This window comes from Solidesulfovibrio sp. C21, from assembly GCF_047785625.1.
Taxonomy (GTDB): domain Bacteria; phylum Desulfobacterota; class Desulfovibrionia; order Desulfovibrionales; family Desulfovibrionaceae; genus Solidesulfovibrio.
Window position 1 is genome coordinate 1 of record NZ_JBLODY010000057.1, and the last position, 26,439, is coordinate 26,439.

Annotated in this window: 23 protein-coding genes; 5 read left to right on the plus strand and 18 right to left on the minus strand. The window is 67.6% G+C overall.

The window, feature by feature from the left end; translation table 11 throughout:
• Positions 1 to 19 precede the first annotated feature (19 nt).
• Genes ACMZ6R_RS15160 through ACMZ6R_RS15210 form a run of 11 tightly spaced genes read right to left on the minus strand, consistent with a single transcriptional unit; the run spans position 20 to position 14,399 of the window.
• A complete protein-coding gene (locus ACMZ6R_RS15160; protein ID WP_416112942.1) occupies positions 20 to 400 on the minus strand; it encodes a response regulator in 381 nt (126 codons plus the stop codon).
• Complete coding sequence (locus ACMZ6R_RS15165; RefSeq protein ID WP_416112944.1) at positions 381 to 1,799, minus strand: sensor histidine kinase; 1,419 nt, start codon at positions 1,797 to 1,799, stop codon at positions 381 to 383. The genes ACMZ6R_RS15160 and ACMZ6R_RS15165 overlap by 20 nt, the downstream gene beginning before the upstream one ends.
• Positions 1,796 to 2,845 carry a DUF202 domain-containing protein gene (locus ACMZ6R_RS15170; protein WP_416112946.1) on the minus strand — a complete coding sequence of 350 codons (1,050 nt, stop codon included), beginning with the start codon at positions 2,843 to 2,845 and terminating at the stop codon, positions 1,796 to 1,798. The genes ACMZ6R_RS15165 and ACMZ6R_RS15170 overlap by 4 nt, the downstream gene beginning before the upstream one ends.
• Positions 2,835 to 4,343: a hypothetical protein gene (locus ACMZ6R_RS15175; RefSeq protein WP_416112948.1), complete on the minus strand. Its 1,509-nt coding sequence runs from the start codon at positions 4,341 to 4,343 to the stop codon at positions 2,835 to 2,837. The genes ACMZ6R_RS15170 and ACMZ6R_RS15175 overlap by 11 nt, the downstream gene beginning before the upstream one ends.
• Positions 4,344 to 4,353: 10 nt before the next feature.
• The gene (locus tag ACMZ6R_RS15180; protein ID WP_416112986.1) at positions 4,354 to 6,933 is read right to left on the minus strand and encodes a PEP/pyruvate-binding domain-containing protein; all 2,580 of its coding nucleotides are present in this window, start codon (positions 6,931 to 6,933) and stop codon (positions 4,354 to 4,356) included.
• A complete protein-coding gene (locus ACMZ6R_RS15185; RefSeq protein ID WP_416112950.1) occupies positions 6,933 to 9,257 on the minus strand; it encodes a PEP-utilizing enzyme in 2,325 nt (774 codons plus the stop codon). The genes ACMZ6R_RS15180 and ACMZ6R_RS15185 overlap by 1 nt, the downstream gene beginning before the upstream one ends.
• Positions 9,247 to 9,663 carry a response regulator gene (locus tag ACMZ6R_RS15190; protein ID WP_416112952.1) on the minus strand — a complete coding sequence of 139 codons (417 nt, stop codon included), beginning with the start codon at positions 9,661 to 9,663 and terminating at the stop codon, positions 9,247 to 9,249. The genes ACMZ6R_RS15185 and ACMZ6R_RS15190 overlap by 11 nt, the downstream gene beginning before the upstream one ends.
• The gene (locus ACMZ6R_RS15195) at positions 9,660 to 12,236 is read right to left on the minus strand and encodes a PEP/pyruvate-binding domain-containing protein (RefSeq protein ID WP_416112954.1); all 2,577 of its coding nucleotides are present in this window, start codon (positions 12,234 to 12,236) and stop codon (positions 9,660 to 9,662) included. Before ACMZ6R_RS15195 ends, ACMZ6R_RS15190 begins: the two co-directional genes overlap by 4 nt.
• 33 nt (positions 12,237 to 12,269) lie before the next feature.
• Complete coding sequence (locus ACMZ6R_RS15200) at positions 12,270 to 13,022, minus strand: TIGR02186 family protein (RefSeq protein WP_416112956.1); 753 nt, start codon at positions 13,020 to 13,022, stop codon at positions 12,270 to 12,272.
• Between the two features lies 1 nt (position 13,023).
• Complete coding sequence (locus tag ACMZ6R_RS15205) at positions 13,024 to 13,962, minus strand: sulfite exporter TauE/SafE family protein (RefSeq protein WP_416112958.1); 939 nt, start codon at positions 13,960 to 13,962, stop codon at positions 13,024 to 13,026.
• Complete coding sequence (locus ACMZ6R_RS15210; RefSeq protein WP_416112960.1) at positions 13,959 to 14,399, minus strand: universal stress protein; 441 nt, start codon at positions 14,397 to 14,399, stop codon at positions 13,959 to 13,961. Before ACMZ6R_RS15210 ends, ACMZ6R_RS15205 begins: the two co-directional genes overlap by 4 nt.
• Before the next feature lie 329 nt (positions 14,400 to 14,728).
• Between ACMZ6R_RS15210 and ACMZ6R_RS15215 the strand changes: the two genes are divergently transcribed.
• Positions 14,729 to 16,171 carry a sensor histidine kinase gene (locus ACMZ6R_RS15215; protein ID WP_416112962.1) on the plus strand — a complete coding sequence of 481 codons (1,443 nt, stop codon included), beginning with the start codon at positions 14,729 to 14,731 and terminating at the stop codon, positions 16,169 to 16,171.
• Positions 16,168 to 17,511 (plus strand): sigma-54-dependent transcriptional regulator, encoded by a 1,344-nt coding sequence (locus ACMZ6R_RS15220; protein ID WP_416112964.1) that lies wholly within the window; start codon positions 16,168 to 16,170, stop codon positions 17,509 to 17,511. The genes ACMZ6R_RS15215 and ACMZ6R_RS15220 overlap by 4 nt, the downstream gene beginning before the upstream one ends.
• Before the next feature lie 64 nt (positions 17,512 to 17,575).
• On the opposite strand, the gene ACMZ6R_RS15225 is transcribed toward ACMZ6R_RS15220, so the two are convergent.
• The 7 genes from ACMZ6R_RS15225 to ACMZ6R_RS15255 form a co-directional block, all read right to left on the minus strand.
• Positions 17,576 to 18,028, minus strand: coding sequence for a YaiI/YqxD family protein (locus ACMZ6R_RS15225; protein ID WP_416112966.1), 453 nt, complete (start codon positions 18,026 to 18,028; stop codon positions 17,576 to 17,578).
• 11 nt (positions 18,029 to 18,039) lie between these two features.
• Complete coding sequence (locus tag ACMZ6R_RS15230; protein WP_416112968.1) at positions 18,040 to 19,722, minus strand: ABC1 kinase family protein; 1,683 nt, start codon at positions 19,720 to 19,722, stop codon at positions 18,040 to 18,042.
• Between the two features lie 2 nt (positions 19,723 to 19,724).
• Positions 19,725 to 20,606, minus strand: coding sequence for a bifunctional methylenetetrahydrofolate dehydrogenase/methenyltetrahydrofolate cyclohydrolase FolD (gene folD / locus ACMZ6R_RS15235; protein WP_416112970.1), 882 nt, complete (start codon positions 20,604 to 20,606; stop codon positions 19,725 to 19,727).
• 245 nt (positions 20,607 to 20,851) lie between these two features.
• Entirely contained in the window at positions 20,852 to 22,159 is a 1,308-nt protein-coding gene (gene eno, locus ACMZ6R_RS15240; RefSeq protein WP_416112972.1) for a phosphopyruvate hydratase, read from the minus strand.
• 189 nt (positions 22,160 to 22,348) lie between these two features.
• Entirely contained in the window at positions 22,349 to 23,080 is a 732-nt protein-coding gene (locus ACMZ6R_RS15245) for a tetratricopeptide repeat protein (RefSeq protein WP_416112974.1), read from the minus strand.
• A gap of 40 nt (positions 23,081 to 23,120) precedes the next feature.
• Entirely contained in the window at positions 23,121 to 23,927 is an 807-nt protein-coding gene (locus ACMZ6R_RS15250; protein WP_416112976.1) for a type III pantothenate kinase, read from the minus strand.
• A 7-nt stretch (positions 23,928 to 23,934) separates the two neighbouring features.
• Entirely contained in the window at positions 23,935 to 24,555 is a 621-nt protein-coding gene (locus tag ACMZ6R_RS15255; protein ID WP_416112978.1) for an arylesterase, read from the minus strand.
• A 136-nt stretch (positions 24,556 to 24,691) separates the two neighbouring features.
• On the opposite strand from ACMZ6R_RS15255, the gene ACMZ6R_RS15260 reads away from it, so the two are divergent.
• From ACMZ6R_RS15260 to rnhA, 3 genes are read left to right on the plus strand one after another with little or no spacing between them, the layout of a single operon-like run.
• On the plus strand, positions 24,692 to 25,357 hold the full coding sequence (locus ACMZ6R_RS15260) for an ABC transporter ATP-binding protein (RefSeq protein WP_416112980.1): 666 nt from the start codon (positions 24,692 to 24,694) through the stop codon (positions 25,355 to 25,357).
• Positions 25,358 to 25,879 carry a TPM domain-containing protein gene (locus ACMZ6R_RS15265; RefSeq protein WP_416112982.1) on the plus strand — a complete coding sequence of 174 codons (522 nt, stop codon included), beginning with the start codon at positions 25,358 to 25,360 and terminating at the stop codon, positions 25,877 to 25,879.
• Entirely contained in the window at positions 25,872 to 26,360 is a 489-nt protein-coding gene (gene rnhA, locus ACMZ6R_RS15270) for a ribonuclease HI (RefSeq protein ID WP_416112984.1), read from the plus strand. Before ACMZ6R_RS15265 ends, rnhA begins: the two co-directional genes overlap by 8 nt.
• Positions 26,361 to 26,439: the final 79 nt, after the last annotated feature.

Consider the following 26,439-nt stretch of genomic DNA (forward strand, 5'->3'; position numbering starts at 1 on the left):
CCCCTCCCCCGGTTCCTCCCTATGCCAACGAACGGCCCAGGGCGCGCTGGATGGATTCGATGAGGTCTTTGATCTTGAAGGGCTTGGGGAAGAAGTCATGGACCTGTCCCCGGAAGGCTTCGATGGCGGTATCGAGGTGGGCGAAGGCGGTGATCATGATGACCTGGATGTCGGGGTAGAGGCTTTTGACGGTCTTGAGCAGTTCCATGCCGTCCATGCCTTTCATTTTGAAGTCCGTGACGACCAGGTCGAAGGACGTTTCTTTGAGCCTTGCCAGGGCGGGGGCGGCGGACAGGAACGTTTCCACCACGCAGCCGTGCTTGGTCAGGTGGATGCGCAGCATATCGCCGACCACTTTTTCGTCGTCGATGACCATGATTCTAGGCGGTTGTGCTTGCATGGGAGTCCTCCATGGGGACCAGGGCCGGCAGGTCGATGAAGCAGGTGGTCCCGGCGCCGACCGTGCTTTCCACCCGCAGCCGTCCCTGGTGGTTTTTGACGATGCCGTAGCTGACCGACAGCCCAAGTCCGGTGCCTTCGGTGCCCTTGGTGCTGAAAAACGGGTCGAAGATGTGGGGCAGGATGTCGGGCGGGATGCCTTTGCCGGTATCGGCCACCACGATGCGGGCCGTGCCGTCGTCGGCGCGTGTGGCGATGCGCAGGTTTCCGCCCGGGCTCATGGACTGGATGGCGTTGGTGATGCAGTTGATGAGCACCTGGTGCATTTGCGAGACGTCGGCCATGACCGTGGGCGCGTCCGGGGCGAGGTCGAGGCGCAGGTCGATATTGGAGACGTGGAGCATGTTGCGCACCAGCGGCAGCGTGCCCTGCACGAGATCGTTGAGGCATATCTGGCGCATGCTGGCCGTCTTGGGCTTGGAGAAGTCGAGCAGGTTGGTCACGATGCCGTGGATGCGGCCGCATTCCTCCTGGATCTGGCGCATCATGTCCAGGCGCTCGGCCTTGGGCAGGTCGTCGCCCATGGTCTCGTAGGTCTCGGCCATCATGGAGATGTTGTTGACGGGATTGGTGATCTCGTGGGCCACGCCGGCGGTCAGGGTGCCGAGCGAGGCGAGTTTTTTCGATTGCAGGATTTCGGCCTCGCGGGAGCTCAGGCGCTGCGACATGGTGTTGACGGCCCGGATGACCGAGGCGAGCTCGTCGCGGCTGTGGGGCTCCTCGATGCTCTCGAATTTGCCCTCGGCGATGGCCCCGGCCAGCCGTTCGACCTTGGCCAGGGAGAGCAGCACCTTGCGGAAGAGGAGCGGCGCGGCCAGCACGGCGGTGCAGACCACGGCGGCCAGGGACACGGTCATGGTGCGCCGGGACAGGGCGATGATTTCGCTGACCTGATCCCGTTCCCGGGCGACCAGGGCGGTGGAGAATTCCCGCAGGGCCCGGCCGGCTTCGCGCATGGACTGTTCCGATTCCGGGCCGGCGTTGCCGCTGGCGGCGGCCGTGTCCACGGCGGCGGCGTAGGCGTCGAGGCGGCGGCGCAAGGCCAGGTAATTGGCCTCGCCCGCCCCGCGCACGATGCGGTCATGGGATTTGGCCAGGGTGTCGCGGGTCTCCTCGATCTTGCTGGCGATCTCCCGCAATGCGCCCTTGTCCTTGAAGAGAAACAGGTTTTTTTCCGAAAGCCGCATCTCCAGGAAATCGGCGTTGAGGTCGTCCTGGACTTCCACGAAGCGCAGTTTGTCCACCACCCGGTTCATGTCGTTTTGGGCCAGCAGGGCCAAAACGAGGATGAGCGCGAGGCTCACGCAACTGCCGACGATCAGCTTGGTCTTGATCTTCATGCCGCGTCCCCTTCGGGGTCCATGCACCGGGGCGTGCGCACCGGCTCCTTGCGCACGGGCCAATACCAGAGCAGCCCGTCGACGATCATGGCCACGCCGGCGACGACGAGCAGCCAGTCCACGATGGAAAGGGCGCTGGTCCCGAAATAGCGCAAAAGTCCGAGCCCGAGGCCCAGGATGGCCACGCCGGTGCGGATGAAGGCCAGGCCGGTGCGGGCCCGGGCGGCGATGGTGCGGTAGCAGGCGCAGACCGTGCGCTGGGCGGCCAGGACGTTGCGTTCCCGGGCCAGATGGATGCGTTCCGGCGCGCCGGAGGCGATTTCGAGGATGGTGGCGTGGTTTTCGAGCATGTCGCCGAGGCGCGCCAGCATGGTGTGCTTGGAAACCGGACGTGGCCTACCGGGTTCCTCGATGAAGTGGTATTCCTCCAGAAATTGGAGCGCGGCGGCCGAGACCTCGACCAGGGTCTGGATGCCGGGCAGGCGGTGCCGCGACAGGCGAAGGCGCAGGTAGGCCCGCACGGCAAAGGCGGCCAGGGTCAGGCCGATGGCCAGTCCGGCGGCGTCGAGGGTCGTCTGCCCGGGCGTTTTGGCCGAGCGCAAGAGCGTGTTGGCAAGGGCCGTGAGCCCGAGGCCGAAGCGCATGACGTTAAGCCAGGTGCGGCCCGTGGCCATGTCCGTGCGCCAGCAGGCCAGGCGCGTGCGCCAGTGGGCCATGGTGTTGCGCCAGTAGGCCAGATTGGTGCGCACGACGCCGACCGGCGCGCCGGTCACGGACGGGACGAAGTCGGCGGCCAGCCGGCGCAGGTCACGCGGGGCGGCCGGCACGAAGCGCAGGGCGTATTCGGGAAAGACGGTTGCGGCCGCTTCGCGCATGGCGGCGTCGTCCGGGAGGATAGCGGCCACGACCACGGCGTTGCCGTCGCAAAGGGCGACCGGCAGCCAGTCGGTCCTGGCGAAGGTTTCGGCCGGAACCCGGGCCAGAAGCAGCGGCGGAATGCGCAGGCGTTCGTCGAAAGCGAGGGAGGTGGCGGCATCAGGCGACATTGTCCCCTCCCAATCCGGCGCTGCCCCGGCCCCAGGTCTCCTCGGGCATGGTGTAGTCCGGCACGGCCAGTTCGAAGTCCGCCGTGCACACGTTCGTGGCCTTCCTGGCGCGTCTGGCCGTGAGGTAGGCGCGCAGGCCGTCGGTAAGCAGCACGATGCCGCCGGCAATCAGCACGAGGTTGAAGACGGTCCAGCTGGTCGAACCCGTGCCGAACCAGGCGAGCAGGCCCAGGCCGACGGCCACGGCGTTGTTGCCGGTGCGGATAAAGGAAAGGCCGGTGCGGCCCCGGGCCATCTGGGTGCGCAGCCTTGCCAGGACGTTTCGTTCCTCGGCCAGGGTGGTGCGCATAAGCGCCAGCCCGGTGGTCCCGAGCACGCCCGGCGCGGCGTTCGGCCAGGAGGGCGGGGGCGTGTCCGGGCTCGGGGGCGGGGCGGCCCCGGGCGAAGCCATGGTGCGGGGGCTCGGGCAGGCGGCGGCACGGCAGACGGCGGCCTGGCACATGCGCCCGGCCCGTCTGGCCGGCAGGTACCAGGAGAGCCCTTCCAGGGCCATGACCGTGCCCACGGCGATAAGGCCGAAGCTCGCCACGTCCCAGGAGCCGTGGTGAAACTGGCGGATCATGGCGATGCCGACGCCGGAGACGCCGATGCCGGTGCGCCCAAGGGCCAGACCGGTGCGGGAGCAGGCCATGACCGAACGCAGTTCGGCCAGCGTGGTGCGCTCCAGCGCCAGGCTCGTGCGGTCCATGGCCAGGAACCGGCGGCGGGCCGTGGGGGACAAAAGCGCCCAGGCGGTCCGCAGCGCCCTGGCCCCGGGCACGGCCGGCAGCCAGCGGAAGCACGGCCAGAGCGGATCGGCGGACACGGCCAGAACGCCGGTGTTGCCAAGGGCCGGATCGGGCAGGGGCACGGGATCGGGCATGCCTCGGTGGGAGGCGCGCCGGGCTGGCAGGTACCAGATGATGCCGTCGACAATGAAGAAAATGCCGGCGCAAAGGACGATGGCCTCGAGCGGCAGGGTATAGCCCAGGCCGAGGACCCGCAGCAGCACCAGCACCACGGTCAAAAAGGCGATGCCCGTGCGGAACATGGCCAGTCCCGTGCGGCCCCGGGCCAGGGTGGTGCGAAACCCGGCCAGAAACGAGCGGCGCGCCGCCAGATAGGTGCGCACCTTGGCCAGGTCCGTTCGGGACGCCTCGGGCGGAAAGCCGGGGCACACGTCCAGGGTGTTGTTGACGATGTGGCGCACGACGGCGGGGGCGACCGCGATCAGGCGCACCGCGGCCACGCTAAGCGCCGCCTTGACGGTGGCCTCCAGGGCGTCGTTTACGCGGGCGGCCCAGATGACGGCCGTGTCGCCGTCGCTGCCGACCGGGGCCCACATTCCTTCCCGCATGGCGGCAAGCGCCCCCCGGCCGCGAAAAGCCTTGGGAACGGCGAAATCCTCGTCCAGACCGGCCGGATCAAAGGTCTCCGGCGTGAAAATCCTGTCGGTCATGGCTCCTCTCTTATGATGCTTCCCGCACCGGCGCGTCGGCGGGTATGGCGGTTTCCCCGGCCTGGGCCCAGAAGGCGTCGGCCGCCCGGGCCGGGGCTTCCTCGTCGGTCATGGCCGCATCGAGGAGCCGCATGAAGGACAGCAGACGGCCGAGCAACACGAGTCCCTTGGCGGCGTCGTCGCCGGAGACGTCGGTGAGGCTGGCGGTGACGAGGTCGCCGCGCCTGTCCACGTAAAACCCGGCCGCCCCCAGGATGTCGGCCAGGCAGGTCGCCCGGCGTTCGCGAAGCGGCGTGGCCGCGCCGCCACCCTTGACGCGCAGCCGCACGTAATTGCCGCGTGTCCTCGGGCCGCACACGGCGTCGATCATGGCGAAATGAAATTCCACCCGGGCGTTGACGTTGACGTAGTCCCGCGCCGCCAGGGCGTAGTTGGGCTCGCCCACGGGCCTTTTGCCGCGCGCGTCGGTGATCCCCCGGCCCATGACCCCGCCCACGTCCCGGCCGTTTTGCCCGGAGGGCGGCGCGGCGTAGGGCGTCGCCCCGGCGTTGAGCCCCTGCCACAGGGCGGCCAGGGGCCGGCTCGTCAGGTCGCCGGCGCTGATGAACCGGCCGGTTGCGTCTTCGCGCACACCGCCGCCGAGGTCGATGACCATGACCTCGAAGGGCGCGTTGCCGCGCAGGATGCGCACATGGGTGAAGGCTTCGTCGAGGAGTTCGTCCCCGGCCTCGAACAGGGCCAGGATGGCGGCCTCGTGGGCGAAGCGGATGATGTCGTGCAGGCTTTGGCATTCCACGGCCGCGAAGGTGGGGCCGTAGGCGTCGGTGAGGTTTAGGGGCACGGTCAGCGCGCGCACCCTGGCCCGGCCGGGCGTCAGCGCCACGCGCGGGGCCTTGGCCGTTTCCGGGCGCGGCGCGGCCAGGAGTTCCGACAGGTCGCCGATGGCCGCGGGCATGGCCGAGACCGACCCGGCTGCGGCGTCCAACACCGCCGGCACGCCGTCCGGAATGGCGGTGATGGCCCCGGTGGCCCGGGTGAGCATGGGCCGGCCCAGTTCCCGGGCCACGGTGGAAAGATGGTCGGTGGGGTTGCCCCCGGCCGCCACCACGCCCTGCCAGGATGGGAGCAGCCGGGCTGCTTCGGGCGTGGCCGCCGCGAGCACCGCGATGACCGGGCCGGCAATGGGCGCGTCGAGGTCCTCCGGGCCGCGCACATGCCGGATGCGGCCCAGGCACCGGCCGGGACAGGCGGCCATGCCGCCATGAAAATATTCGCCGCCGGCGATGTCGGGAGTCGCGCCGCCGGCCTGCCCGGTCAGGCGCACCGGCCGGGACTGGAGGACGCGCAGCTCTCCCGAGGCGGTCACGGCCCACTCCATGTCCTGGGGAGCCCCGGCCAGGGCCTCGGAGGCCAGCCCCAGCCGGCACAACCGGGCCAGGGTCCCGGGGGAGACGACCGGACGTTCCCGCTCGTCTTCCGGCACGGCCTCGCGGCGCACGCCCCCGGCCGGATCGGCCACGGCCCGGATGGTCTTCGTCGCCGCCCGGGCGGCCACGTCGGCGAGGTCGTCGCGGGAGACGCGGAAAATATCGGTCGGGGCCTCGCCGTCCACGGCCAGGATGCCGAGCCCCGGTACGGCCGAGACCAGCATGCGCCCGGAAGCGGGGCGCACCGGGTCCAGGGTGAAGAGCACGCCGGCGCCCACGGCCGGCACCATCTCCTGGACGAGCACGGCCATGTCGCAGGCGGCGGCGGGAAGCCCGGCCTGCAGGCGGTAGGCCACGGCCCGCTGGCCGAAGACCCCGGCCATGACCTCGAGAAAGCCATGCTCCAGGGTATCCGGGGTGAGGTTTAAGGCGGTGACGTACTGCCCGGCGAAGGAGTGCTCCAGCATGTCCTCGGTGAGCGCGCTGCTGCGGGCGGCCAGTGCCGTGCGGCCGTCCCCGGCGAGCCGTTCCCCGGCCTGGCGCAGGTCTTCGCGCAACCAGTCGGGGAGCGTCGCGGCCATGACGGCCTGGCGCGCCTTTTCGCAGGCCTCGGCCAGCCCGGTGCCTTCGGAACCGGCGGCGTGGAGCATTTTGCGGATGCGCGCGTCCAGGCCGGTTTCGCGCAGGAAATCCCGGCAGGCCCGGGCCGTGACCGCGAAGCCGTCCGGCACGGGAAAGCCGTTTTGCCTAAGCAGCGACAGGCTCGCCGCCTTGCCGCCCACGCGCTTTGGGGCAAGGTTGCGGCCAAGCGGCTGGCACGACGGCTGGCGGGCCGTCTCCTCCATGGTTTCAAGGGCGGTACGGAGGGCTTCTTCCAGGCGCAACTGCCGGGCGTAGAGCAGCTGGTGCCCGCCGTCGGTCAGGCGGCTGACCCCGTCGACCAGCTCGAAGGTCACGGCCTGCAAGTCCTCCACAAGGCCCGTCAGTTCGGCCGTGGAGGCCCCGGTTTCCAGGGCCGCCTCGACCTTGGCCAGCCTATCGAGGGCGCGTTCGTTGTTGGCGAGCAGGATGCGGAAGGTGTGGTAGCGCACCTTGAGCGCGTCCAGGGCGGCCCGCCGCCTGGCTTCGCGCCTTTCCCGAAGCGCCCGCCAGGGGGTCCACATCACGCCCCCCTCCCGGCGGCTTCGAAATCGGCTTCCAGCGCGTCCACGTCGTCCGGGCCGGAAAGCCCCACGTCGCGCTGGCGGGTAAAGGCGGTCAGCCGGCCAAGCAGGGTCAGCGCCGCTTCCGCGACCTCGGCCTCGACCATCTTGAGCCGCGCCACCACCAGGTCGCCCTCGGCCGAGGCCTTGAAATCGAACCGGGACAGCAGGCGCAGCAAAAAGGCCGCCCGGGCCGCCCGGGCCGTGGCGTGGGCCATGCCGCCCACGAACCGGAAGTAGACGGAATTCTTGTCCGGATTGTCGCCGCAGTAGGCGTCCACCACGCTGAAATGGTAGCCCAGGCGCAGGCTCACGTTGCAATAGGAGCGGGCGGCGATGGCCAGGTTGCCGCCACCCTTGCCGGCCATGCCCGTCATGGCGGCCATGGTGCGGTCCATGCCGCCGAGGATCTCGCGCAGCCCCACCCGGGCCGGGGACTGGTCCCACATGCCCGGGGCGACGACGCCGGCCAGAAAGGCGCGAAGCGGCCGGCTGCGCACGGCGTCGATGCCCTCGCCGTCCTCGGCGCCGGAGGCGAGCCCGCCGCCGATGTCGAGCACGCGCAGGAAAAGGGGCACCGGCAAGGGCAGCGGCTTGGCCAACGACTGCGACACCCCGGCGAGGCGCATCTCGGCCAGGGCGGTGACGGCTTTTTCGTGGGAAAAATGGATGAGGTCGTGAAAGGTACGGCAGCCCTCTTCCGTGAAATCCGGCGCGTCGGGATCGGTCAGGTTGAGCCCGGCGATGCGGCGCAGAAGCCGCCGCAGGGTCAGGTATTCGGGATCGTCAGGGCTCAGCCCCGCGTCCTGGGCGACGCGTCCGGTGCTGGCTCCCTTGCGCACCTCGCCCATCTCGGCGTCCACGGTGACGACCATGCCCCCCGGCAGGGCGGCCAGCGCCCCGGGCAGGCCGAAAAGGGCCGGCGTGCGAAATTCGCGGGCCACGGCGGCCAGATGTCCGGCCGCGTCGCCCACCTCGGCCACCATGGCCCCGGCCCGGCGCAGCACCGGGGCCAGGACCGGCGAGGCCGACCGGGTCACGGCCACGGCCCCGAAGGGAAAATCCGCCGGATCGGTGCGGTCGGTGACGTGGATGACCGCGCCGCTGCCGCGTCCCAGGCAGGCGGCCTCGCCGCCGTAAAGGAGCAGCTCGCCTTCGGGACCCGCGGCTTCGCCACAGGACTGGCAGGCGCGCATGGCCACGCGGGTGAAATGAAACGCGCCCCCGGTGTCCCGGAAAAAATCGAGGACAAGCGGCCCGCCAAGGAGCCGTTCGGCGGCGAGCGCCAGGCCGGCCAGGGCGGCGGCCGCGTCGAAAGGGAGCAGGGCCGTGCCGCGCAGGTGTCCGTTCGGGGCCGGGGACAGGGGCTTTTCGCCGTCGGGCAGGGGCCTGTCCAGGTCCTTTGGGGAAAGGTGCGAGCGGCGCACGGCAAAAGGATGGGCCCGCTCCAGGTAAAAGATATCCGGCGCGTCCGGGTGCTCGGACGAGGCGACCTCGATGACCAGGAACTCCCCGCCGTCCGGGGCTGTGTCCAGGGTGCGGACAAGGCCGGTCATGACGGCCGGCGTTTCGGCCAGGATCAGGGCCGTGGGCTGTTCCTGCGGCGCGTGCTGCCGGGCCTTTTGCATTTCCCTTGTCAGGGCCGGGATGACGGCTTCGGGGGTGGCCGCGCCGCGCCAGAACCCGAGGCCTTCGCCGGAGGCGGCCTCGACGCGGACCATGACGTCCGCCGGGGCGTCCTTGTCGCCAAAGGCGGCCAGGGCCTGGGTGAGTGCCCGGCCTGCCGCGTCGGTCGGGCCGGCGTCGTCGAAGGCGGCGGTGGTCAGGGCCACGCCTTGCGGCACGGGCAGGCCCAGGTGGCCGGAAAGTTCGCCAAGGGCCGCCGGGCCGAAGCCGACCTTGGGCCGGTCCTCCAGGCGCAGGCCGGCGAGCCCGCGCACCGTGTCCTCGTCGCCCGCCGGCGGACGTCCGGCCAGGATGTCCTCCACGGCGGCGTTTACGGCCATATACCGGTCGTAGAGGGCCACGTGGGCGTTACCGGTCATGGCGTTTAAGGCATATACGGTCTGGTGGGTCAGTTCCGCCACTTCCCGGGCGGCCTTGTCCAGAAAGCTGCGGTCGAAGATGTATTCGCCGCCGAGCATGCGTTCCATTTCCGCCATCTTGGCCAGGGCGGCGGTGTTGGAGTCCAGCAGCGACCGGAACTTTGAGAAAAGCGAACGCGCGGTGCGGCTCGGGTCCGCCCCGGCCGGGCCGGTGGACGGAGGGGCGAATTCAGCCGGCATGATGCGCGCCCGGCAGGGTGGTCTCGAGCCGCCTGACCACGTCCAGGATGTCGGCCAGTTTGAACGGCTTGGCTACGAAGTCGAAGGCCCCCTTGTGGAAGGACTCCTTGGCCGTCTCCAGGGTGGCGAATCCGGTGATGACGATGCAGCCGACGGTCGGCGAGACGGCCTTGACCTTTTCCAGAAAGCCCATGCCGTCGAGGCCGTCCATCTTGAGGTCCGTGATGACGATGTCGGCCGGGGCCTCGGCGAACCGGGCCAGGGCGGCCTCGCTTTCGGTGAAGGTCTCCACGTCGTAGCCGGCCTTCTGGAAGGCGGGTTTCAGGCGTTTGACCACGATGGGCTCGTCGTCGAGGATGAGGATGCGGCGTTTCTTGGCGGTTGCGGCGTCGTTGGCGTCGATCATTTGATATCCTCCATCACCGGTTTGATGGCGGCCAGGAATTCCTCGGCAAAGCAGTGCGCGTCGCCTTCGCGGCTCATGCGCACGTCGAGCTGGCGCGTAAATCCGACCAGGCCGCCGAGCAGGCGCAGTTTGGCCCGCATGGCTTCCTTGTCAAGAGACTTGATGCGGCCGACCACCAGGTCGCCGTGCAGTTCCACCCGGAAATCCGAGCGTTCGAGGATCTTGCCGATGCAGCCCGCGCGCCGGGCCCGCCGGCGGAAGTCCGTCACCCCGCCGAGAAAGCGGAAGTACAGGCTGTTGTCGGCCGGCACCTCGCCGACGTAGGCGTCGACAAGGACGAAGTGGTAGCCCAGGTGCAGATTCAGGTTCATGTACTCCTGGGACACCACGGCCAGGTTGCGTCCGAGCTTGGCCGTGGCCCCGTCCCGGGGTCCGTAGGTGCGCGTGAGGCTCGCCATGAAGCTGCCCATGTCCACGGACACGGGTTCGGTGCTCCACATACCGGAGTTGTCGAGTCCCTGCAGCAGTTCCGAAAGCGGCAGGGAGGCCAGGGCGGCGGGTTCGATCTCGCCCATGCCGCCGCGGGCCTCGCCGTCGAGGTCGATGATGAAGAGGTTTAAGGGCAGGGCGGTCTTGAGCCGGGCGGCCGCGGCGTCGAGCAGGCCCTGGCCGGATTCGCTCAGTTCGATCAGCTCGGCCACGGATTTTTCGTGAATGAACCGCGTAATGTCATGGTAGGTGCGGCAGGAGGCCGGGGCGAAGTCCCTCGAATGGGGATCGACCAGGGCCAGGGGTGTGATTTTCTTGAGCAGCCGGCGCAGCAGCCGGTATTCGTAGGAGTCCTCGTAGACGTCCTCCTCGGTCAGCTCGAAATAGCGCAGTTCCTTGATGAGTCCCCGGTAGACCACGTTCTGGGTGGCGTCCACGGTGATCTCGTCGCCGGTTTTGAGCAGCTCCGTGGCCACGCCGCAGCCGACGATGGTGGGCACGCGGAATTCCCTGGCCACGGTGGCCATGTGTCCGGCCGGGGAGCCGATGTCGGTAAGGATTCCCTGGGCCCGGGACATGATGCGCGAATAGCGCGGCGAGGTGTGGCGCGAGACGAGGATGGCCCCGAAGGGGAAGTCGTCGAGGTCCTCCTCGTTTTGGACTACCTGCACCTTGCCCATGGCCACGCCGCGCTGGACCACGTCGCCGCGTCCGGCAAAGACGGCCTCGGCCTGGCTCGTGGCCGCGTCGATGGCCCCGGTGCGCTTTTCCGGCCGGCCGGAAAAGACCAGCGCCCGGCTTTGCAGCACGTAGAGCCGGCCGGCGGCGTCGAAGGTCCATTCCACGTCCTGGGGCCGCTTGAAATATTTTTCCAGGGTCAGCGCCGCTTCGCCAAGCAGGCTCAGGTCCGCTTCGCTTAAGCAGGAAACCTCGGCCAGTTCCTCGGGCACGGGCACGAAATCCGCGCCGCCGCCGGGAGTGAGCACCATCTGCCGGGTCTTTTGCGCGATGTCCCGGGAGGTGGCGGCAAAGGGGGAATGGCGCTGGAGCAGGAAGGTGTCGGTCTCGATCTCGCCGCCGACCACGGGCGCGCACTGGCCCCAGGCGGCGCTGACGAAAACGCCTTCCTCTTTTTCGGTCATGGGCGCGTAGGTGTAGAGCGCGCCGCTGACGCGGGAGTCGATCATGACCTGGCAGCCCACGGCCATGACCGCCTCGTGTTCCTTGAATCCCCGGCGGCGGCGGTACAGCCAGGCTTCCGGGGAATAGAGGCTGGCCACGACTTTCTTGAAGGCGGCGTGGATTTCCGTCGGAGCCACGCCGATGACGCTCTCGTACTGGCCGGCGAACGTGGTCTCGCCGTCCTCGTCCCAGGCGCTGCTGCGAAGGGCCAGGGCCTCGGGCGCGCGGCCGAGCCGTTCGGTGAGTTCGTCCAGGGATGCGGCCAGACTGCGGGCCAGGCCGCGGGGAATGCTGGCCGCAAGGATATGGGCGGTGACGGCCCAGGACACGCCCCGGATGTTTTTTTCCTCGTCGAGGTCCAGAAGCTTGGCCTGCTCGCGGATGAATTCCGGCAGCTTGTTTTTGGCCATGAAATCGGCGAACGCGCCGGTGGTGACGACAAAGCCGTCGGGCACGGGCAGGGCGAGCCGGTTTTTCAGCTCCCCGAGCATGGCGAACTTGCCGCCCACGGCCTCGGCCATGTCCGCGCGCAGGGCCGACAGGGGCAGGGTGGGGGGGGTGTCCGGGAAGCGGTGCCGGCCGGCGAGCTCGTCCTGCATTTCCTGGCGGATGCGCTCGAAGGCGGCGAAAAGTTCGACGTTTTTGCCCTGGTCGAGGATGGACAGGTCGGAGACGAGCTTGAAGACCTGGTCGGAGAGTTCCTCGCAGGCGGATTCGATGTAGCGGCGGTCGAAGACGTATTCGCCGCCGAGCTTGTCGGCCATATCGGCCATGAGCGTGAGAATGCGGTTGTTGCGTTCGAGGACGCTCTTGAATTTCTTGAAGAGCACCACGAAGGGAACCGGGGCCTTGCCCCGCCGCCAGAAGCATACCGCGTCGCGGATACCGCTTAACACGCTCATGACCGTTTTTGCCTTTCTTGTCGCGGGACCCGGCTAGTGCGCCCCGCTTTTGGAACCGCTGCACAGCTGGCCGATGACGAACCCGCCGAGGATGGCGACGATCGAGGCCATGATGCCGAAAAGCAGCCCGTGGTTGAAGGCCATAGTGGCTATGAACGCCGGAATGCCCACGAACGAGGCGGTCACATCCGTCTCGCCGAGCGCCGTTTCGGTCCCGCCGGCGACGGCAAAGGCCTCCACGGCGTACGCGCCCGGGGAAAGCCGGGAAGGCACGTGGAGCACGGCGGTAAACGGCCGCGTGCCGTCGGCCTCCGGGCCGAAGGTGACCGTGCCGGCATGGTCCTTATACAGCTTTTCGACCCGCTGGTAATGCAGGAATTCCTTGATGAGCCCGGCCTTGTCCGGGGACGTGGCCTCCGCGGTGATGCGCTCGGCCAGCCCGGGAATGCCCAGATGGTCCAGGCTTGCTTCCGGCAGGCCGTCCGAGGCGGCGATGAGAAACACCTTGGGCGCGCCGGTGAAGGTCACCTTGGCGAGGTTCATCCACAGCACGCCAAGCGCCTTGCCCTTCTGCTTCATGTGGAAGGTGTCGGGTTCGCCGGACAGGCGCACGGCCACTTGCGCGCCGGCCGGAGCCTGGCCCGTGACCGTCAGGTCGATGCCGTCATAGAGCGCGCCGATGCGGATGGCCGCGGGCGTGACCGCAACCGCCGGGGTCTCGGCGGCGAAGGCCGCGGCCGGGACCAGAAGAGCGCACAGGGTAAGGACGAGAAGTACGCGGCGCATGCTAGTGTCCTCCAATGGCCGCCAGCAGCACATCGGGGCGGGCCAGCAGTTCGTAGAGCATCTTGAACATGACGATCAGCACGATGCCGGCCAGGTAGACCTTAAGCTGGTCGCCCTTGAGCTTGCGGCCGAGGCGGGCGCCGATCTGGGCCCCCAGCGCCGAGCCGATCAGAAGAATCAGGGCCAGGACGAAGTCCACGGTGTGGTTGGTCCAGGCCTGCATGATGGTGACGTTAAGGCAGGTGAAAAGCACCTGAAAGAGGCTCGTGCCCACGACCACGTGCATGGGCATGCGCAGCATGTAGACCATGACCGGAACCATGATGAAGCCGCCGCCGACGCCCATGATGGCGGACAGCACGCCGACCAGGCCGCCCAAAAACAGGGGCATGATCAGCGACATGCGCACGCCCGAGCGGGGAAATTCCATCTGGAAGGGCAGGCTGGCCATCATCCTGGCGTAACCGGAGGGCTTTCTGGGCGCGGCCGGCTTGGACGACGAATTCTTGGCCTTGCGCATGGAGGTGATGGACTCGATGAACATGTAGGAGCCCACGCTGCCGAGCATGAGCACGTAGGTGATGCTGATGAGAAAGTCGGCGTTGCCCATGGCCCGCAGGACCTTGATCAGCTGGACGCCCAGCGTGCCGCCGACGACGCCGCCGATAAGCAGCAGCAGGCCCATCTTGACGTCGACGTTGCCGAGCCGCAGGTGGATGAGCGTGCCCGATGTGGAAGCGCCCACGATCTGGTTGGAGTCCGAAGCCGCGGCCACGGTGGGCGGAATGCCCATCATCATCAGAAGCGGCGTCATCAGGAAGCCCCCTCCGACGCCGAAGATGCCCGAGAGAAGTCCCACACCCCCACCCAGGCCGAGTACGGCCAGGATGTTCACCGAGTTTCCGGCGATGGGCAGGTACATGGTCATGGGAATGCTCATGTCGCCTTTCCTTTTGGCTGCGTTGCCGTTTCGTCCTTGCGCGGACTGACAAGCTCCACCCGGCACGAAACCCGGTGCAGGATCTGGCGCAGGGACTGTGTTTCCCGCTCCGATTGCCGCCCCTCGGCGTCGGTTGTTTCCGCCACCAGCAGCGTGACCTTGCGGTCCTTGACGAATCGGATCACCTCATCCTCGAAGATCCCCTCGGCCACGAACCACTCGATGGCGACGCCCTCGGACCGGGCCCGTTCGACGAGCAGGCGCAGCTGCCGCCGCGCCTCCACCTCGGCCAGCGGCGGGGTCGCCTGTCCCTCGGGCGGGGCCGTGACGAAGAGCACGGACACCTTGGCCGGAATGCGCCGGGCCAGGGCAACGGCCCGTCCCAGCGCTCCGAAGGCCCCATGCCGGGGCGTCATGCAAACGAGTATGTGTTCCATGGCGATTCTCGCCGTCCCTGCAGCAACCTGCGGGCCAACTTTGCGGAAAAAGGACAACATGGCGGGAATGCGGACATTTCCTGAGCGCGGCCGGCAGCGGTCGGCACGGTCGTGTTTCAGATTGGAAGAAACGGCGGACGGCGGGCCGGACTTTGTTCCGAAGTGGAACATGCGGCCCCCGGCGACCGTGCCGGAGTCAATGAAATGAGCATGTTATGTTTGGAATGGGGCTTGCTAACCCTGCCCTGGCCGGTCCGTCGGGGGTGGCGGCTTTGCGGGGCGGTCGAAAAAGGGTAGCTTGTCGCTTCCCGGCAACAAGGATTGAGGCCATGCTGCGCACCATCCGTTCCAAAATGATCTTCACTTTCGCGGTGAGTCTGTTCTCCGTGCTGGTCTTGGCCGTCTTTCACCTGGGCAGCCTGTCGACGCTCAGGGAACGATATCTGGTCAGCGAACGGGTCGAGGACCTGCAGAACAACATCCTGGAAGTGCGGCGCTTCGAAAAAAATTTCCTTTTATATCATGATGTTTCCAGCCTGCGCGAGGGTCTCGACTACCTCGACGAGGTGGACCGTCTGGCCGGCGGGCTCACCGGCGGCATGGCCCACGAATTGGGTGAAAAGGCCTATCGTGAATTTTTAAACGATCTGGGAGCCTACCGCACGGCCCTGTCCCGGCTGTCGGAGCAGGGCAAGCCGACGCCCGAGGAAACCGAGGCCGTGCGCAACAAGGGCAAGGCGCTCACCGACTTCGCCACCAGACTCCTTTCGGCCAAACGGGCCCGCATCCATGAGACCATCCGCCAGTCCCTGGCCCTGCCCTTCGCCTTTGTCGGCGTGTTTCTGGCTGTGACCATCGCCGTGGTGGCGCTTGTCTCCACCCGGGTGCTGCGGCCGCTGGCCCTGTTGCGCGAGACCACGCGCCGGGTGGGGGACGGCGATTTCCGGCCGGTGGCCCTGCGTTCCGACCTGTCCGACGAGATTTCCGGGCTCATGGGGGCGTTTAACCGCATGGCCCACCAGATCGAGGTCAATCAGGAGGATTTGCTCCAGGCCCGCAAGATGGCGGCGCTCGGCACCTTTACCGCCGGCGTGGCCCACGAGCTCAACAACCCACTCAACAACATCGCCCTGACCGCCGACGCCCTGCGCGAGGATTATGCCGACACCCTCGACGCCGACGGCCGGGAGCTTGTGGACGACATCACGGGGCAAGCCGACCGGGCGGCGGATATCGTGCGCAATCTGCTCGATTTTTCCCGCACCGAGCGTCCGCCGCTGGTGCTTCTCGATCCGGCCGAGGTCGTGCGTTCGAGCCTGGGTCTGGTCAAAAACCAGATCCAGGGCGCGGGCGTGCGCCTGGAAACGGCGTATGCCCCGGAGCTGCCCCCCATCCGGGGCGATATGCGAAGCCTCCAGCAGGTGCTGGTCAACATCGTGCAAAACGCCGCGCAGGCCACGCCTCCCGGCGGCGTCGTGCGCGTGGAAACCTGCCTCGGCCGGGACGCCGGCCATGTCCGCATCAGCGTGGCCGACACCGGGCCGGGCATCGCCCCGAGCGTGCGGGAGCACATCTTCGAACCGTTTTTCACCACCAAGGGCGTGGGCAAGGGCACGGGCCTGGGGCTGGCCGTGGCCTATTCCCTGGTCAAGCGCCATGGCGGCCGCATCGAGGTCGAGTCCCCAGAGGACGGCGGTGCGGTCTTTACCGTGCGCCTGCCCATCGCGCCGCCCGCCACGCCCGAAGACGCCCCGGAGCAGGGGACCTCATGAAGCATCGCATCGCCGTGGTGGATGACGAGACCATCGTGTGCAACCGCCTAAGCCGCGCCCTGGCCAAGGACGGCGACGCGGTGGAGGCCTTCACCGAGGGCCGGTCGTTTCTGGCCCGACAGGCCGAAGACCCGTTCGACCTGGTCTTTTTGGACCTGCGCCTGCCGGACGAGGACGGCATTTCGCTTCTGCCCCGCATCAAGGCGGCTTCGCGCGACACCGAGGTGATCCTCGTGACCGGGTTCGGCTCCATCGAGACGGCGGTGGAGGCGGTCAAGGAGGGGGCGTTCCACTACGTCCAAAAGCCGGTGAAGCTGGCCGAAGTCCGCAGTCTGGCCGGCGCGGCGCTGGAGCGCATCGACCTGCGCCGGGAAAACGCCCGGCTGCGGGAGGCGCTGCGGGACGGTTCCGAGGGCAAGGCCATGATCGGGACCTCGCCGGCCATCCGCAAGGTCTTCGCCATGATCGACAAGGTGGCCCCCATCGACTGCAACGTCTTGCTGCTTGGGGCCAGCGGCACGGGCAAGGAGTTGGTGGCACGGGCGCTTCACAGCCAGAGCAAGCGCAGCGACCGCCCTTTTGTGTCGTTTAACTGCGGCGGGTTTACCGACGAACTCATCAGCAGCGAGTTGTTCGGCTACGAGAAGGGGGCGTTTACCGGCGCGGCGGCCACCCGCATCGGGCTTTTCGAATCCGCGGCCGGGGGCACGGTCTTTCTCGACGAGATCGGCGAGATGCCGCTTTCCATGCAGGTCAAGCTCCTGCGCGTCATCCAGGAGCGCAAGCTCCTGCGCGTCGGCGGCACCAAGCCCATCGACCTCGACGTGCGCCTTATTGCCGCCACCAACAAGGACCTCAAGCACGAGGCCGCGGTCGGCACGTTTCGCGAGGACCTTTTTTTTCGCTTAAACGTCGTGACCATTCACCTGCCGCGCCTGGACGAGCGCCGCGACGACATTGCCCCCCTGACCACCCACTTCCTGGAAAAATACAGCCTGTCCTTCCACAAGGCCGTCACCCGGGTCGAGCCCGAGGCCATGCGCATTCTCGGTGCCTACAGCTACCCGGGCAATGTCCGGGAACTGGAAAACATCGTGGAGCGCGGCGTGGCCCTGGCCGAGGGTGAGACGCTGCGGGTCCAGGACCTGCCCTCGGACCTGCGCCAGCTCTCCTTCGACTCCATCGAGGGCGAGGGGCTCATGTCGCTCGAAGAGATGGAGCGGCGCTACATCATGCGGGTGCTCGAGCGCACGGGCTACAACAAGGGGCTTTCGGCCCAGATTCTGGACGTGCCCCGCACCACGCTGTGGCGCAAGCTCAAGCAGTACGGCCTGGACTAGGGCCTTTTTGCGGCCCATGGCGCGCGTGGTTCGGGAGCGGTCGCGGGGCGGGGAGGCGGGTCGCTCAGTCCCTGGCGTGGGCGGTCAGGAAGATGTCGAGCTGGTTGGCGAATGCCGCCTTGTCGCGGTTGCCGAGGGGCGGGGGGCCTCCGGTGACCACGCCGCTGCTGCGCAAATCATAAAGCAGATTCCGCATGGCCAGGCGGCCCTGGATGTTGTCCTTGCCGTAGAGTTCCCCTCTGGGGCTCAGGGCGTGGGCGTCTTTTCCGATGACCAGGGCGGCCAGCGGGATATCCGCCGTGATCACCAGATCGCCGGGCGCGACGCGCGCGACGATGGCCGCGTCCACCACGTCGAAGCCCTGGCCCACCCGGATGGCGCTGATGCGGGGCGAGGCCGGCACGGCCAGGGACTTGTTGGCGATAAGGGTCAGCCCGAGGTTAAGGCGCATGGCCGCGCGGAACAGGATCTCCTTGATGGGGGTCGGCAAGGCGTCGGCATCGACATAGATGTGCATGGAAATGTTCCTCAGGAATCCCGGCCCAGGGCCCCGGAGCGCTTGATGGCCCGGAAAAGCCGCAGCCCGAGCCCTAAGGACCAGAAGCCGCCCAGGGCGCCGAAAAGCGACACGTCGAAAAGGATGGGCGGCACCCGGTTGGCCAAAAGCAGACACGAGCCCAGAAAAAGTGCCGCGCAGAGCATGCCGTAGACAAGGCGGTTTATGGGCGCGTCGAGCCCCTTGTGGGAAAGCTGCACATCGAGACGGCCTTCCCGGCCCCGGCGCAGGATTTCCAACACGTCGCGGGGAAAGGCGTCGAAAAGCGCGCTCCAGTCCCGGGAGCTGCGCTTGAGCCGCCCGAAAAGTTCGCCCGGCGAAAAGCGGCGCATGAGGATTTTCGAGGCATAGGGCGTGATGACCTCGATCAGGGAAAAGCCGGGATTAAGCGTCGCTGCCGCGCCCTCGAGCACGATGAAAACCTTGATGAGCATGGCCACGCTCGGCGGCAGCAGAATGCCGTGGCGGCGCACCAGCCCCATGACGTCGCCAAGGGCCCCGGACAGATCGAATCCCCCCACGGACTGGCCGGCGTAGTCGGCCACGAATTCCTCGATGTCGGCCCGAAGCGCCTCGCGGTCGAGCCCCGGAGGCACCCGGCCAAGGCGCATGACCTGTTCGGTCATGGCTTCGGCGTCGCCGGAGGCCACGGCCAAAAACGCCTCCTCCAGCGTCCGGCGGGTGCGCTCGTCGATGCGCCCCACCATGCCGCAGTCGAGCAGCCCCAGCCTGTCCTCGCCAAGGATCAGGATGTTGCCCGGATGCGGGTCGGCATGAAAGAAATTGTCGCGGAAGATCATCTCGAAAAAGATGTCCGCCGCGTTTCGGGCCAGGGTTGCCCGGCGGGCGTTTTCCTCGGGTGTCTTCGGCCCGGCCGCCATCTCGGCCACGGTGCGGCCCGAAAGCTCCTCCATGGTCAGCACCCGGCGGGCGCTGCGCTCGGGAAAGGAGCGGGGAAAGGCCACCCGCGCGTCGCCGGCGAAATTGGCCGCGAAATGGCGGAGATTTTTCTCCTCGCGGGTAAAATCCAGTTCGCGCAGTATGGTGCGGCGTATCTCCGTGGCCACGGCCAGAGGCTGGTAGAGGCGCAGGTGCACGATGCCCCGTTCGGCCAGTTCGGCCAGGCCCATGGCGATGTCCAGGTCGGCCCGTACGTCGTCCTCGATGCCGGCGTGCTGCACCTTGACCACCACGGCCGTGCCGTCGGGCAGCGTCGCCCGGTGCACCTGGCCGATGGAGGCCGAGGCGATGGGGGTATCCTGGAAGTCGGCGAAAAGGTCCGCGATGGGCTCGCCGAGTTCGGCCTCGATGGTGCGGCGCACGGTCTCCGGCGCGTCGGGCGCGGTGTCGTCGCGCAGTCTGGCCAGTTCGTCGGCCAGGTCCGGGCCGATCAGATCGGCCCGGGTGCTTAAAATCTGGCCCAGCTTGATGGCCGTGGGGCCCAGTTCGGTGAGCGCCAAGCGCAACCGCTCGTCGCGGCGCATGGCGGCTAGGCTTCCCCCGGCCGGTCCCGTCAAATGGTCCTTGAAAAAGGAAGGGTCGGTGACGGCCAGGAACTCGGCCAGTCCGTACTTGGCCAAAACGCCGGCGATTTCCTTGAACCGCCGGGCGTTTCGGGCCAGATGCGGAATGCTGGCCAGGGAGAAGACGGTCACGCCTACTCCACCGGGCAAAGCGGTTTTTCCCGCCGCCAGCGAAACGCCTCCACGGTGTTGGACATGAGCGTGGCGATGGTCATGGGGCCCACGCCGCCGGGCACCGGGGTGATGGCCGAAACGACGTCCTTGACCCCATCGAAATCCACGTCGCCGCAGAGCTTGCCGTCGGGCAGGCGGTTCATGCCCACGTCCACGATGACCGCGCCGGGTTTGACCATGTCCCGGGTGATGAGCCTGGGCTTACCGATGGCCGGCACGATGAGGTCGGCCTGCCGGCAGGCCGCGCCGAGGTCCGGGGTGCGCGAATGGCACACCGTGACCGTGGCGTTGCCGAAGGGGGACTGGGTGGACAGCAGCATGGCCATGGGCTTGCCCACGATGTTGCTGCGCCCGACCACCACGGCGTTTTTGCCGGCCGGGGACAGGCCGTAGTATTCGAGCAGCTTGATGACGCCGTAGGGCGTGCAGGGCCTAAGCCCCGGCAGGCCGATGGAGAGCCGGCCGACGTTTTCCGGGTGGAAGCCGTCCACGTCCTTTTTGGGGTTGACCAGGGACAGGCAGCGGCCCACGTCGAGTCCCCGGGGCAGGGGAAGCTGGAGCAGGATGCCGTCGATGTCGTCGCTGCCGCTCAGTTCCGTGATGAGCTTTTCCAGGGCGCACTGGCCGGTCGCGCCGTCGAGGCGCCAGATGCGCGACACGATGCCCACTTCCTCGCAGGCTTTTTCCTTGTAGCGGACGTAGATCTGGGAGGCGGAGTCCTCGCCGACCAGGATGACGGCCAGATGAGGCGCCCGGCCGTATTCCCGGACGATGGCGTCCACGTCGTCCTTGACCTTCTGGCGCAGCTCGGCCGCGACTTTTTTCCCGTCGATAAGCAGCATGGTGGGTCCTCCTTCGGAAGGCAGGAACCGGGGAGGAACCCCCTTTTGCAAAAGGGGGTTCCTCCCCGGACCCCTCCTCCCCGAAAACTCTTAGCCGGAGACTCCGGTCTTCGTCCACTCAATTGCCGCGGCCCGTTTCCCGCCGCAGGCAAAGCCTGCGGCGGGAAACGGGCCGCGCGAATGAGGGGTCCGGGGAGGCCGTGCCTCCCCGGCGGGGTCGAGGGGCAGCGCCCCTCGTTCCTATCCTATTCCGCTTCCTCGTCGGCGACGTCGTACCACTGGCCGGCCATGACCGGGCCGTAGAAGATGGCCGTGTCCTCGAGCTCCTCTTCGATGCGCAGGAGCTGGTTGTACTTGGACAGGCGGTCGGAGCGCGACAGCGATCCGGACTTGATCTGGCCGGCGTTGACGGCCACGGCCAGGTCCGCGATGAAACTGTCCTCGGTCTCGCCCGAACGGTGGGACACGACCGTAGTGTAGGCGGCCTGCTTGGCCATCTCGATGGTGTCCAGGGTCTCGGTCACGGTGCCGATCTGGTTGAGCTTGATGAGGATGGAGTTGGCCACGCCCTGGTCGATGCCCTCGGCCAGGATGTCGGGGTTGGTGACGAAGATGTCGTCGCCGACGAGCTGGATGCGTTCGCCAAGCTCCATGGTGAGCTTCTTCCAGCCGTCCCAGTCGCCTTCGGCCAGGCCGTCCTCGATGGAGATGATGGGGTAGCGGTCGACGAAGCCCGAGAGGTAGGCAATCATTTCGTCGGCGCTCATGGTGCGCTTTTCGCCGCCAAGGACGTATTTGCCGTTCTTGAAGAACTCGGAAGCGGCGGCGTCGATGGCCAGCGAGATCTCGTCGCCCGGCCGGTAGCCCGCTTCCTCGATGGCCTTGATGATGTACTTGAAGGCTTCGTCATGGTCCTTGAGGTTGGGGGCGAAGCCGCCCTCGTCGCCCACGGCGGTCATAAGCCCGTCGGCGGCCAGGAGGCTTTTCAGGGTGTGGAAGGTCTCGGCCCCCATGCGCAGGGCGTCGGCGAAGGTGCGCGCGCCGAGCGGCACGATCATGAATTCCTGGATGTCCAGGTTGTTGGGTGCGTGCATGCCGCCGTTGATGATGTTCATCATCGGCACGGGCAGCACCTTGGAGTTGACGCCGCCGATGTACTGGTACAGCGGCAGGCCGAGGAAGGAGGAGGCGGCGCGGGCGGTGGCCAGGGACACGCCGAGGATGGCGTTGGCGCCCAGGCGCGACTTGTTCTCCGTGCCGTCGGTGTCGATCATCAGGTTGTCGATGGCCACCTGTTGCAGGGCGTCCATGCCGATGACGGCCTCGGCCAGTTCGCCCTGGACGTTCTCCACGGCCTTGGCGACGCCCTTGCCGCCGTAGCGGGAAGCGTCCTGGTCACGCAACTCCAGGGCCTCGCGCGAGCCGGTGGAGGCTCCGGAGGGAACGGCGGCCCGGCCGGAGGCGCCGGATTCCAGAGTGACTTCCACTTCGACGGTGGGATTGCCGCGGGAATCGAGGATTTCCCTGGCCCAGACGGCGGCAATAGTGCTCATGAGCGTCTCCTTGTTGGGTATGTTGGTGCGTTTGGTGCGATGGAAAAGCGGGCCGGGCGGCCCGGCACGTCAGCCTGTAACGCAATTCGCGGCGATTTATAACCCCCGCCGTCAAAGGGGGGTGCGGCTGGAAAGCGAGCGCCGGCGGGCCTTGGCGCGCCGGACAGCGGGAGCGTCGCCGCAGCGACGTCAAATTGTGATGTCCGGAAAATCACGGAGATCGGAGCGTTCTTCCCGCTGCTTGATATAGCGCAGGAATTTTTTCGCCTCGCTAAAGTCCGCGTCGATGCCCACGGCCTGGGTCAGGATGTCGCGGCAGGCGGCCAGATCGCCTTTTTCGAAAAGGACCCGGGCCAGGTTGAACATGAGCCGTTCGTCGCCCGGCGCCAGCTCCAGGGCCTTGCGGTAGTAGGCGGCGGCGGTGTCGTAGTTTTTTTGCTTGCGCAGGCGGATGCCGAAGGCGTTGATGGCGGCTTTCTGGCCATGGCCCTCCGGGTCGCCCGCTCCGGCCTGTCGCAGCACGGACAGGGCGGTGGCGTCGTCGTCGGGCGCGCCGGCGGCGGCCAGCGCCACGAGGATGACCGTAAAAAGGGCGCGTTCGGCGTCGGGCAGGGCCTTTTGGTCCACCGTCGCGCCGGCGTCGCGCAAAAGCCGCGAGAGCACCAAGGCGGCCGGGGCCAGACGCTTCTTGAAAACGAGCGGAGCCGGCAGGAAGTGGGCCAGGAATTCCTCCGAGGTGACGGTTTTTTGCAAGGGCATGGGCAGGGTCTTGTCGTCCAGGGGAAAAATGAGGATGCGGGCCGCGTCCAGGCGCATGGCCAGCCAGTCGATGCGCTGGGTGAAGTCGCGGGTGGCGGCTCCGGCCTTGCCCATCCGTTCGAGCTTTTGCGACTGATAGCAACCGAGAATTTCCGGCAGCATGAATCGATCCCCCGGAGCCGGCGGCATGGGTGCCCGGCGGCTATGGCAGGCGTTTGTCGCGCCGGGAGCGGCCCTGGTCCCGGCCGAGCCAGAGTTGGCGCAATCCCTCGAGTAACAGTTCCGGCCGCACGTCGCGGATGGCCGGGCAGATGGGGGCGAGCTTCTCGGCGAAGCCGCCGGTGGCGATGACGTGGGTCTCGCCGCCCAGATGGGCCATCAGGCGGGCGGTGATGCCCGATACCATATCGGCAAAGCCGAACACAAATCCCTGGTTGATGCAATCCGTAGTGGAACGTCCGATGGAGAGCGCGCCGTCGCCCGGGTCGAGGGCCACGTGGGGCAGCTTGGCCGTCTTGCTGACAAGGCCGGACAGCGAAGTGCGCATGCCGGGGCAGATGAGCCCGCCGAGAAAGGCGTCGTCCCGCACGCAGTCGAAATTGGTGGCCGTGCCGAAATCGACCACGATGACCGAGGGCGTGGAAACGGCCAGCCGGCCGGCGTAGGCCGTGACGAGGCGGTCCGCGCCGACTTCGTGGGGCCGGCTGTAGAGGTTTTTGAGCGGCACCGGGATGTCGACGGAGACGAAATGCAGCCGGACGCCGATGTAGCGCGAGACGGCCTGGCTGAGGACCGGGCCCAGGGGCGGCACCACGCTCGAGGCGATGGCGGTTTCCACGTCGGCCGGCCGCACGCCGTGGATGGACAGGGCCGTGACCAGGGAGAGTCCCAGGCTGTCCGGGGTGGCCGAATGGTCGGTCGGCAGGGCGAACGACGGCCCCAGCCCCGAACGCTCGGCCAGACCGAATTTGATGTTGGTGTTGCCAACGTCGATGAGCAGAGCTGGCATGGCGCGCTTACCGGGTCGCGGCGGCCTGGGCTGCCTTGGCGGCCGGGGCGGCTGTTACGTGTTTGAGGAAGGTTTCGACGTCGGGCAGGATGCGTCCCACGATGACGTCCACGCCCTTGGCGGTCGGGTGCAGGCCGTCAGGCAGGGTCAGGCCGTAATGGCCGGTGACGCCGTCGAGGAAAAAGGGATAGAGCACGGCGTCGTATTTCTTGGCCAGCGCCGGATAAATGGCGTCGAAGGCGGCGGCGTAGTCCGCGCCGTAGTTTTTGGCCGAGCGCATGCCGCATAAAAGCACCGGAATGCCGGCCTTGGTGAGCCTGGCCATAATGGTGTCCAGGTTCGTCTTGGCCGCCTCGGGGTCCTGGCCGCGCAGCATGTCGTTGGCCCCGAGCTCGAGGATGACGCCGTCGGGCGCGGTCTTCATGACGCCTTTCAGGCGGGACAGGCCGCCGATGGTCGTGTCGCCCGAGACGCCGAAATTGTCGATAACCACATGGTAGCCCCTGGCCGCAAGCGCCGCCTGGAGCTTGGCCGGAAAGGCGTCGTCGGCGGGCAGGCCGTAGCCGGCGGTCAGGCTGTCGCCAAGGGCGGCCAGACGGATTTCGGCGGCCGGAGCGGGGGACGTCATAAGCCCTCCGAAAAGCAGGAAGACCACCAGCGCCAAAGCCGCCATGGCCCCGAATTGTCTTTTCCGGGCAAGTTGGTATCGTACATGTTCGGCAACAAGGGAAGGAGCGTTTTGCATGGGTGGTCCGGCTGATAACATGATTGCGCTGTCGGATGTACGCCTGACGTTACAAAGCCGGGCCGGCCGGGTCAATATCCTGCGCGGCGTGGATCTGGCCGCCGCCCCGGGCGAGCGGCTGGCCGTCATGGGGCCTTCGGGCGCGGGCAAGACCTCGCTTCTGATGCTCCTGGCCGGGCTGGAGCGGGCCACGTCGGGCTCGGTGCGCGTTGCCGGCCACGATCTTTCGGCCATGGACGAGGACGCCCTGGCCGCCTTTCGCCGGGAAAACGTGGGCATTGTCTTTCAAGGTTTTCATCTGGTGCCGGCCATGACCGCCCTTGAAAACGCGGCCCTGTCCCTGGAATTCGCCGGCCGTCGCGACGCCTTCGACCGGGCCCGGGAGGCGCTTGCGGATGTGGGCCTGTCCGACCGGCTGGACCATTTTCCGGCCGAGCTTTCCGGCGGCGAACAGCAGCGGGTGGCCCTGGCCCGGGCCCTGGCTCCCCGGCCGCGCCTGCTCCTCGCCGACGAACCCACGGGCAACCTCGACAGCGAGACCGGACTTCGGGTGATGGACCTGCTTTTTTCCCTGGCCGCCGGCACGACCCTGGTGCTGGTCACCCACGACCCGGGTTTGGCCGGGCGCTGCGGCCGGGTGGCCAGGCTGCGCGACGGCCGCATGGAAGACGGAGCGGCGGCGTAAGTGAAGCGCCCTTTTTTCGCCCCGCGCGGCCACAGCCCCCTGGAGCGACTGGCCCGGGCGCTGCTCCTCGCCGGGGTGTTCGCCCTGGCCATGGTGGCCTACCGGAAACATTTCGACCACGTGATCGAACAGGCCGAGGCCCAGGGCACCATTGCCGACCCCGGCCATGTCCTGGCCAATGCCGACCGGGCCGTGGCCCTTGGCGCGGCCCAGGACCTTCGTCGGCGCTACGGCCTGGATTTGCGCCTGCGCCTGGGTGGAAAGCCCAACCCCCCGTCCCCGGACGATCCCAACACCGTGTGGTTTTACCTGGCCCCCGATTGCCGGGGAAGCCGTGTGGTCGCTCCGGCCCTGGTGGCTTCCGCCTTGCCGGAAAACCTGTTGAACGATCTGGGCAGCGGGCATATGGACGCGGCCTGCCGGGAAGGACGCCCCCGCGAGGGCGTGCTCGGCGCGCTCGGAGTCTTTATCGACGCCCTCGGCCACGCGGCGGGCCGAGGCAAAGGAGTACAGCATGAATGAAGAAGCGAAAACGCCGCGCCAGGCGGTGACCATCCACACCGACGGAGCCTGTCTGGGCAATCCCGGCCCCGGCGGCTACAGCGCCATCTGGGAGATCGACGGCGAACGCGTCGAACTGTGCGGCGGCCGCAAGCTCACCACCAACAACCGCATGGAACTTCTCGCCGCCATCGAGGCGCTGGAAGCCCTGGAAAGCCCGACCGACGTCACGCTCATCACCGACTCGCGCTACGTCCACGACGCCATCGAAAAACGCTGGCTGGCCGGCTGGCAAAAACGAGGCTGGGTCAACGCCGAAAAAAAGCCGGTCAAAAACCAGGATCTCTGGCGACGCATCATCCCGCTGCTCAAAATCCACAATATCAAATTCCACTGGGTGCGCGGCCATACCGGCAACCCGGACAACGAACGCTGCGACGTGCTGGCCAAACAAGCCGCCAACTCAAGAGATTTGCCCGTTGATGAAGGGTATCCGGGATAGAGGGGAGAAGAACCGGGGGAGGGAACCCCTTTTTAAAAAAAAGGGTTCCCTCCCCCGGTTCTTCTCCCCTCTATCCCGG

Coding starts and splice junctions, on each gene's coding strand:
- ACMZ6R_RS15160 (WP_416112942.1), bottom strand. CDS start 400: ATGCAAGCACAACCGCCTAGAATCATGGTCATCGACGACGAAAAAGTG.
- ACMZ6R_RS15165 (WP_416112944.1), bottom strand. CDS start 1,799: ATGAAGATCAAGACCAAGCTGATCGTCGGCAGTTGCGTGAGCCTCGCG.
- ACMZ6R_RS15170 (WP_416112946.1), bottom strand. CDS start 2,845: ATGTCGCCTGATGCCGCCACCTCCCTCGCTTTCGACGAACGCCTGCGC.
- ACMZ6R_RS15175 (WP_416112948.1), bottom strand. CDS start 4,343: ATGACCGACAGGATTTTCACGCCGGAGACCTTTGATCCGGCCGGTCTG.
- ACMZ6R_RS15180 (WP_416112986.1), bottom strand. CDS start 6,933: ATGTGGACCCCCTGGCGGGCGCTTCGGGAAAGGCGCGAAGCCAGGCGG.
- ACMZ6R_RS15185 (WP_416112950.1), bottom strand. CDS start 9,257: ATGCCGGCTGAATTCGCCCCTCCGTCCACCGGCCCGGCCGGGGCGGAC.
- ACMZ6R_RS15190 (WP_416112952.1), bottom strand. CDS start 9,663: ATGATCGACGCCAACGACGCCGCAACCGCCAAGAAACGCCGCATCCTC.
- ACMZ6R_RS15195 (WP_416112954.1), bottom strand. CDS start 12,236: ATGAGCGTGTTAAGCGGTATCCGCGACGCGGTATGCTTCTGGCGGCGG.
- ACMZ6R_RS15200 (WP_416112956.1), bottom strand. CDS start 13,022: ATGCGCCGCGTACTTCTCGTCCTTACCCTGTGCGCTCTTCTGGTCCCG.
- ACMZ6R_RS15205 (WP_416112958.1), bottom strand. CDS start 13,962: ATGAGCATTCCCATGACCATGTACCTGCCCATCGCCGGAAACTCGGTG.
- ACMZ6R_RS15210 (WP_416112960.1), bottom strand. CDS start 14,399: ATGGAACACATACTCGTTTGCATGACGCCCCGGCATGGGGCCTTCGGA.
- ACMZ6R_RS15215 (WP_416112962.1), top strand. CDS start 14,729: ATGCTGCGCACCATCCGTTCCAAAATGATCTTCACTTTCGCGGTGAGT.
- ACMZ6R_RS15220 (WP_416112964.1), top strand. CDS start 16,168: ATGAAGCATCGCATCGCCGTGGTGGATGACGAGACCATCGTGTGCAAC.
- ACMZ6R_RS15225 (WP_416112966.1), bottom strand. CDS start 18,028: ATGCACATCTATGTCGATGCCGACGCCTTGCCGACCCCCATCAAGGAG.
- folD (WP_416112970.1), bottom strand. CDS start 20,606: ATGCTGCTTATCGACGGGAAAAAAGTCGCGGCCGAGCTGCGCCAGAAG.
- eno (WP_416112972.1), bottom strand. CDS start 22,159: ATGAGCACTATTGCCGCCGTCTGGGCCAGGGAAATCCTCGATTCCCGC.
- ACMZ6R_RS15245 (WP_416112974.1), bottom strand. CDS start 23,080: ATGCTGCCGGAAATTCTCGGTTGCTATCAGTCGCAAAAGCTCGAACGG.
- ACMZ6R_RS15250 (WP_416112976.1), bottom strand. CDS start 23,927: ATGCCAGCTCTGCTCATCGACGTTGGCAACACCAACATCAAATTCGGT.
- ACMZ6R_RS15255 (WP_416112978.1), bottom strand. CDS start 24,555: ATGACGTCCCCCGCTCCGGCCGCCGAAATCCGTCTGGCCGCCCTTGGC.
- ACMZ6R_RS15260 (WP_416112980.1), top strand. CDS start 24,692: ATGATTGCGCTGTCGGATGTACGCCTGACGTTACAAAGCCGGGCCGGC.
- rnhA (WP_416112984.1), top strand. CDS start 25,872: ATGAATGAAGAAGCGAAAACGCCGCGCCAGGCGGTGACCATCCACACC.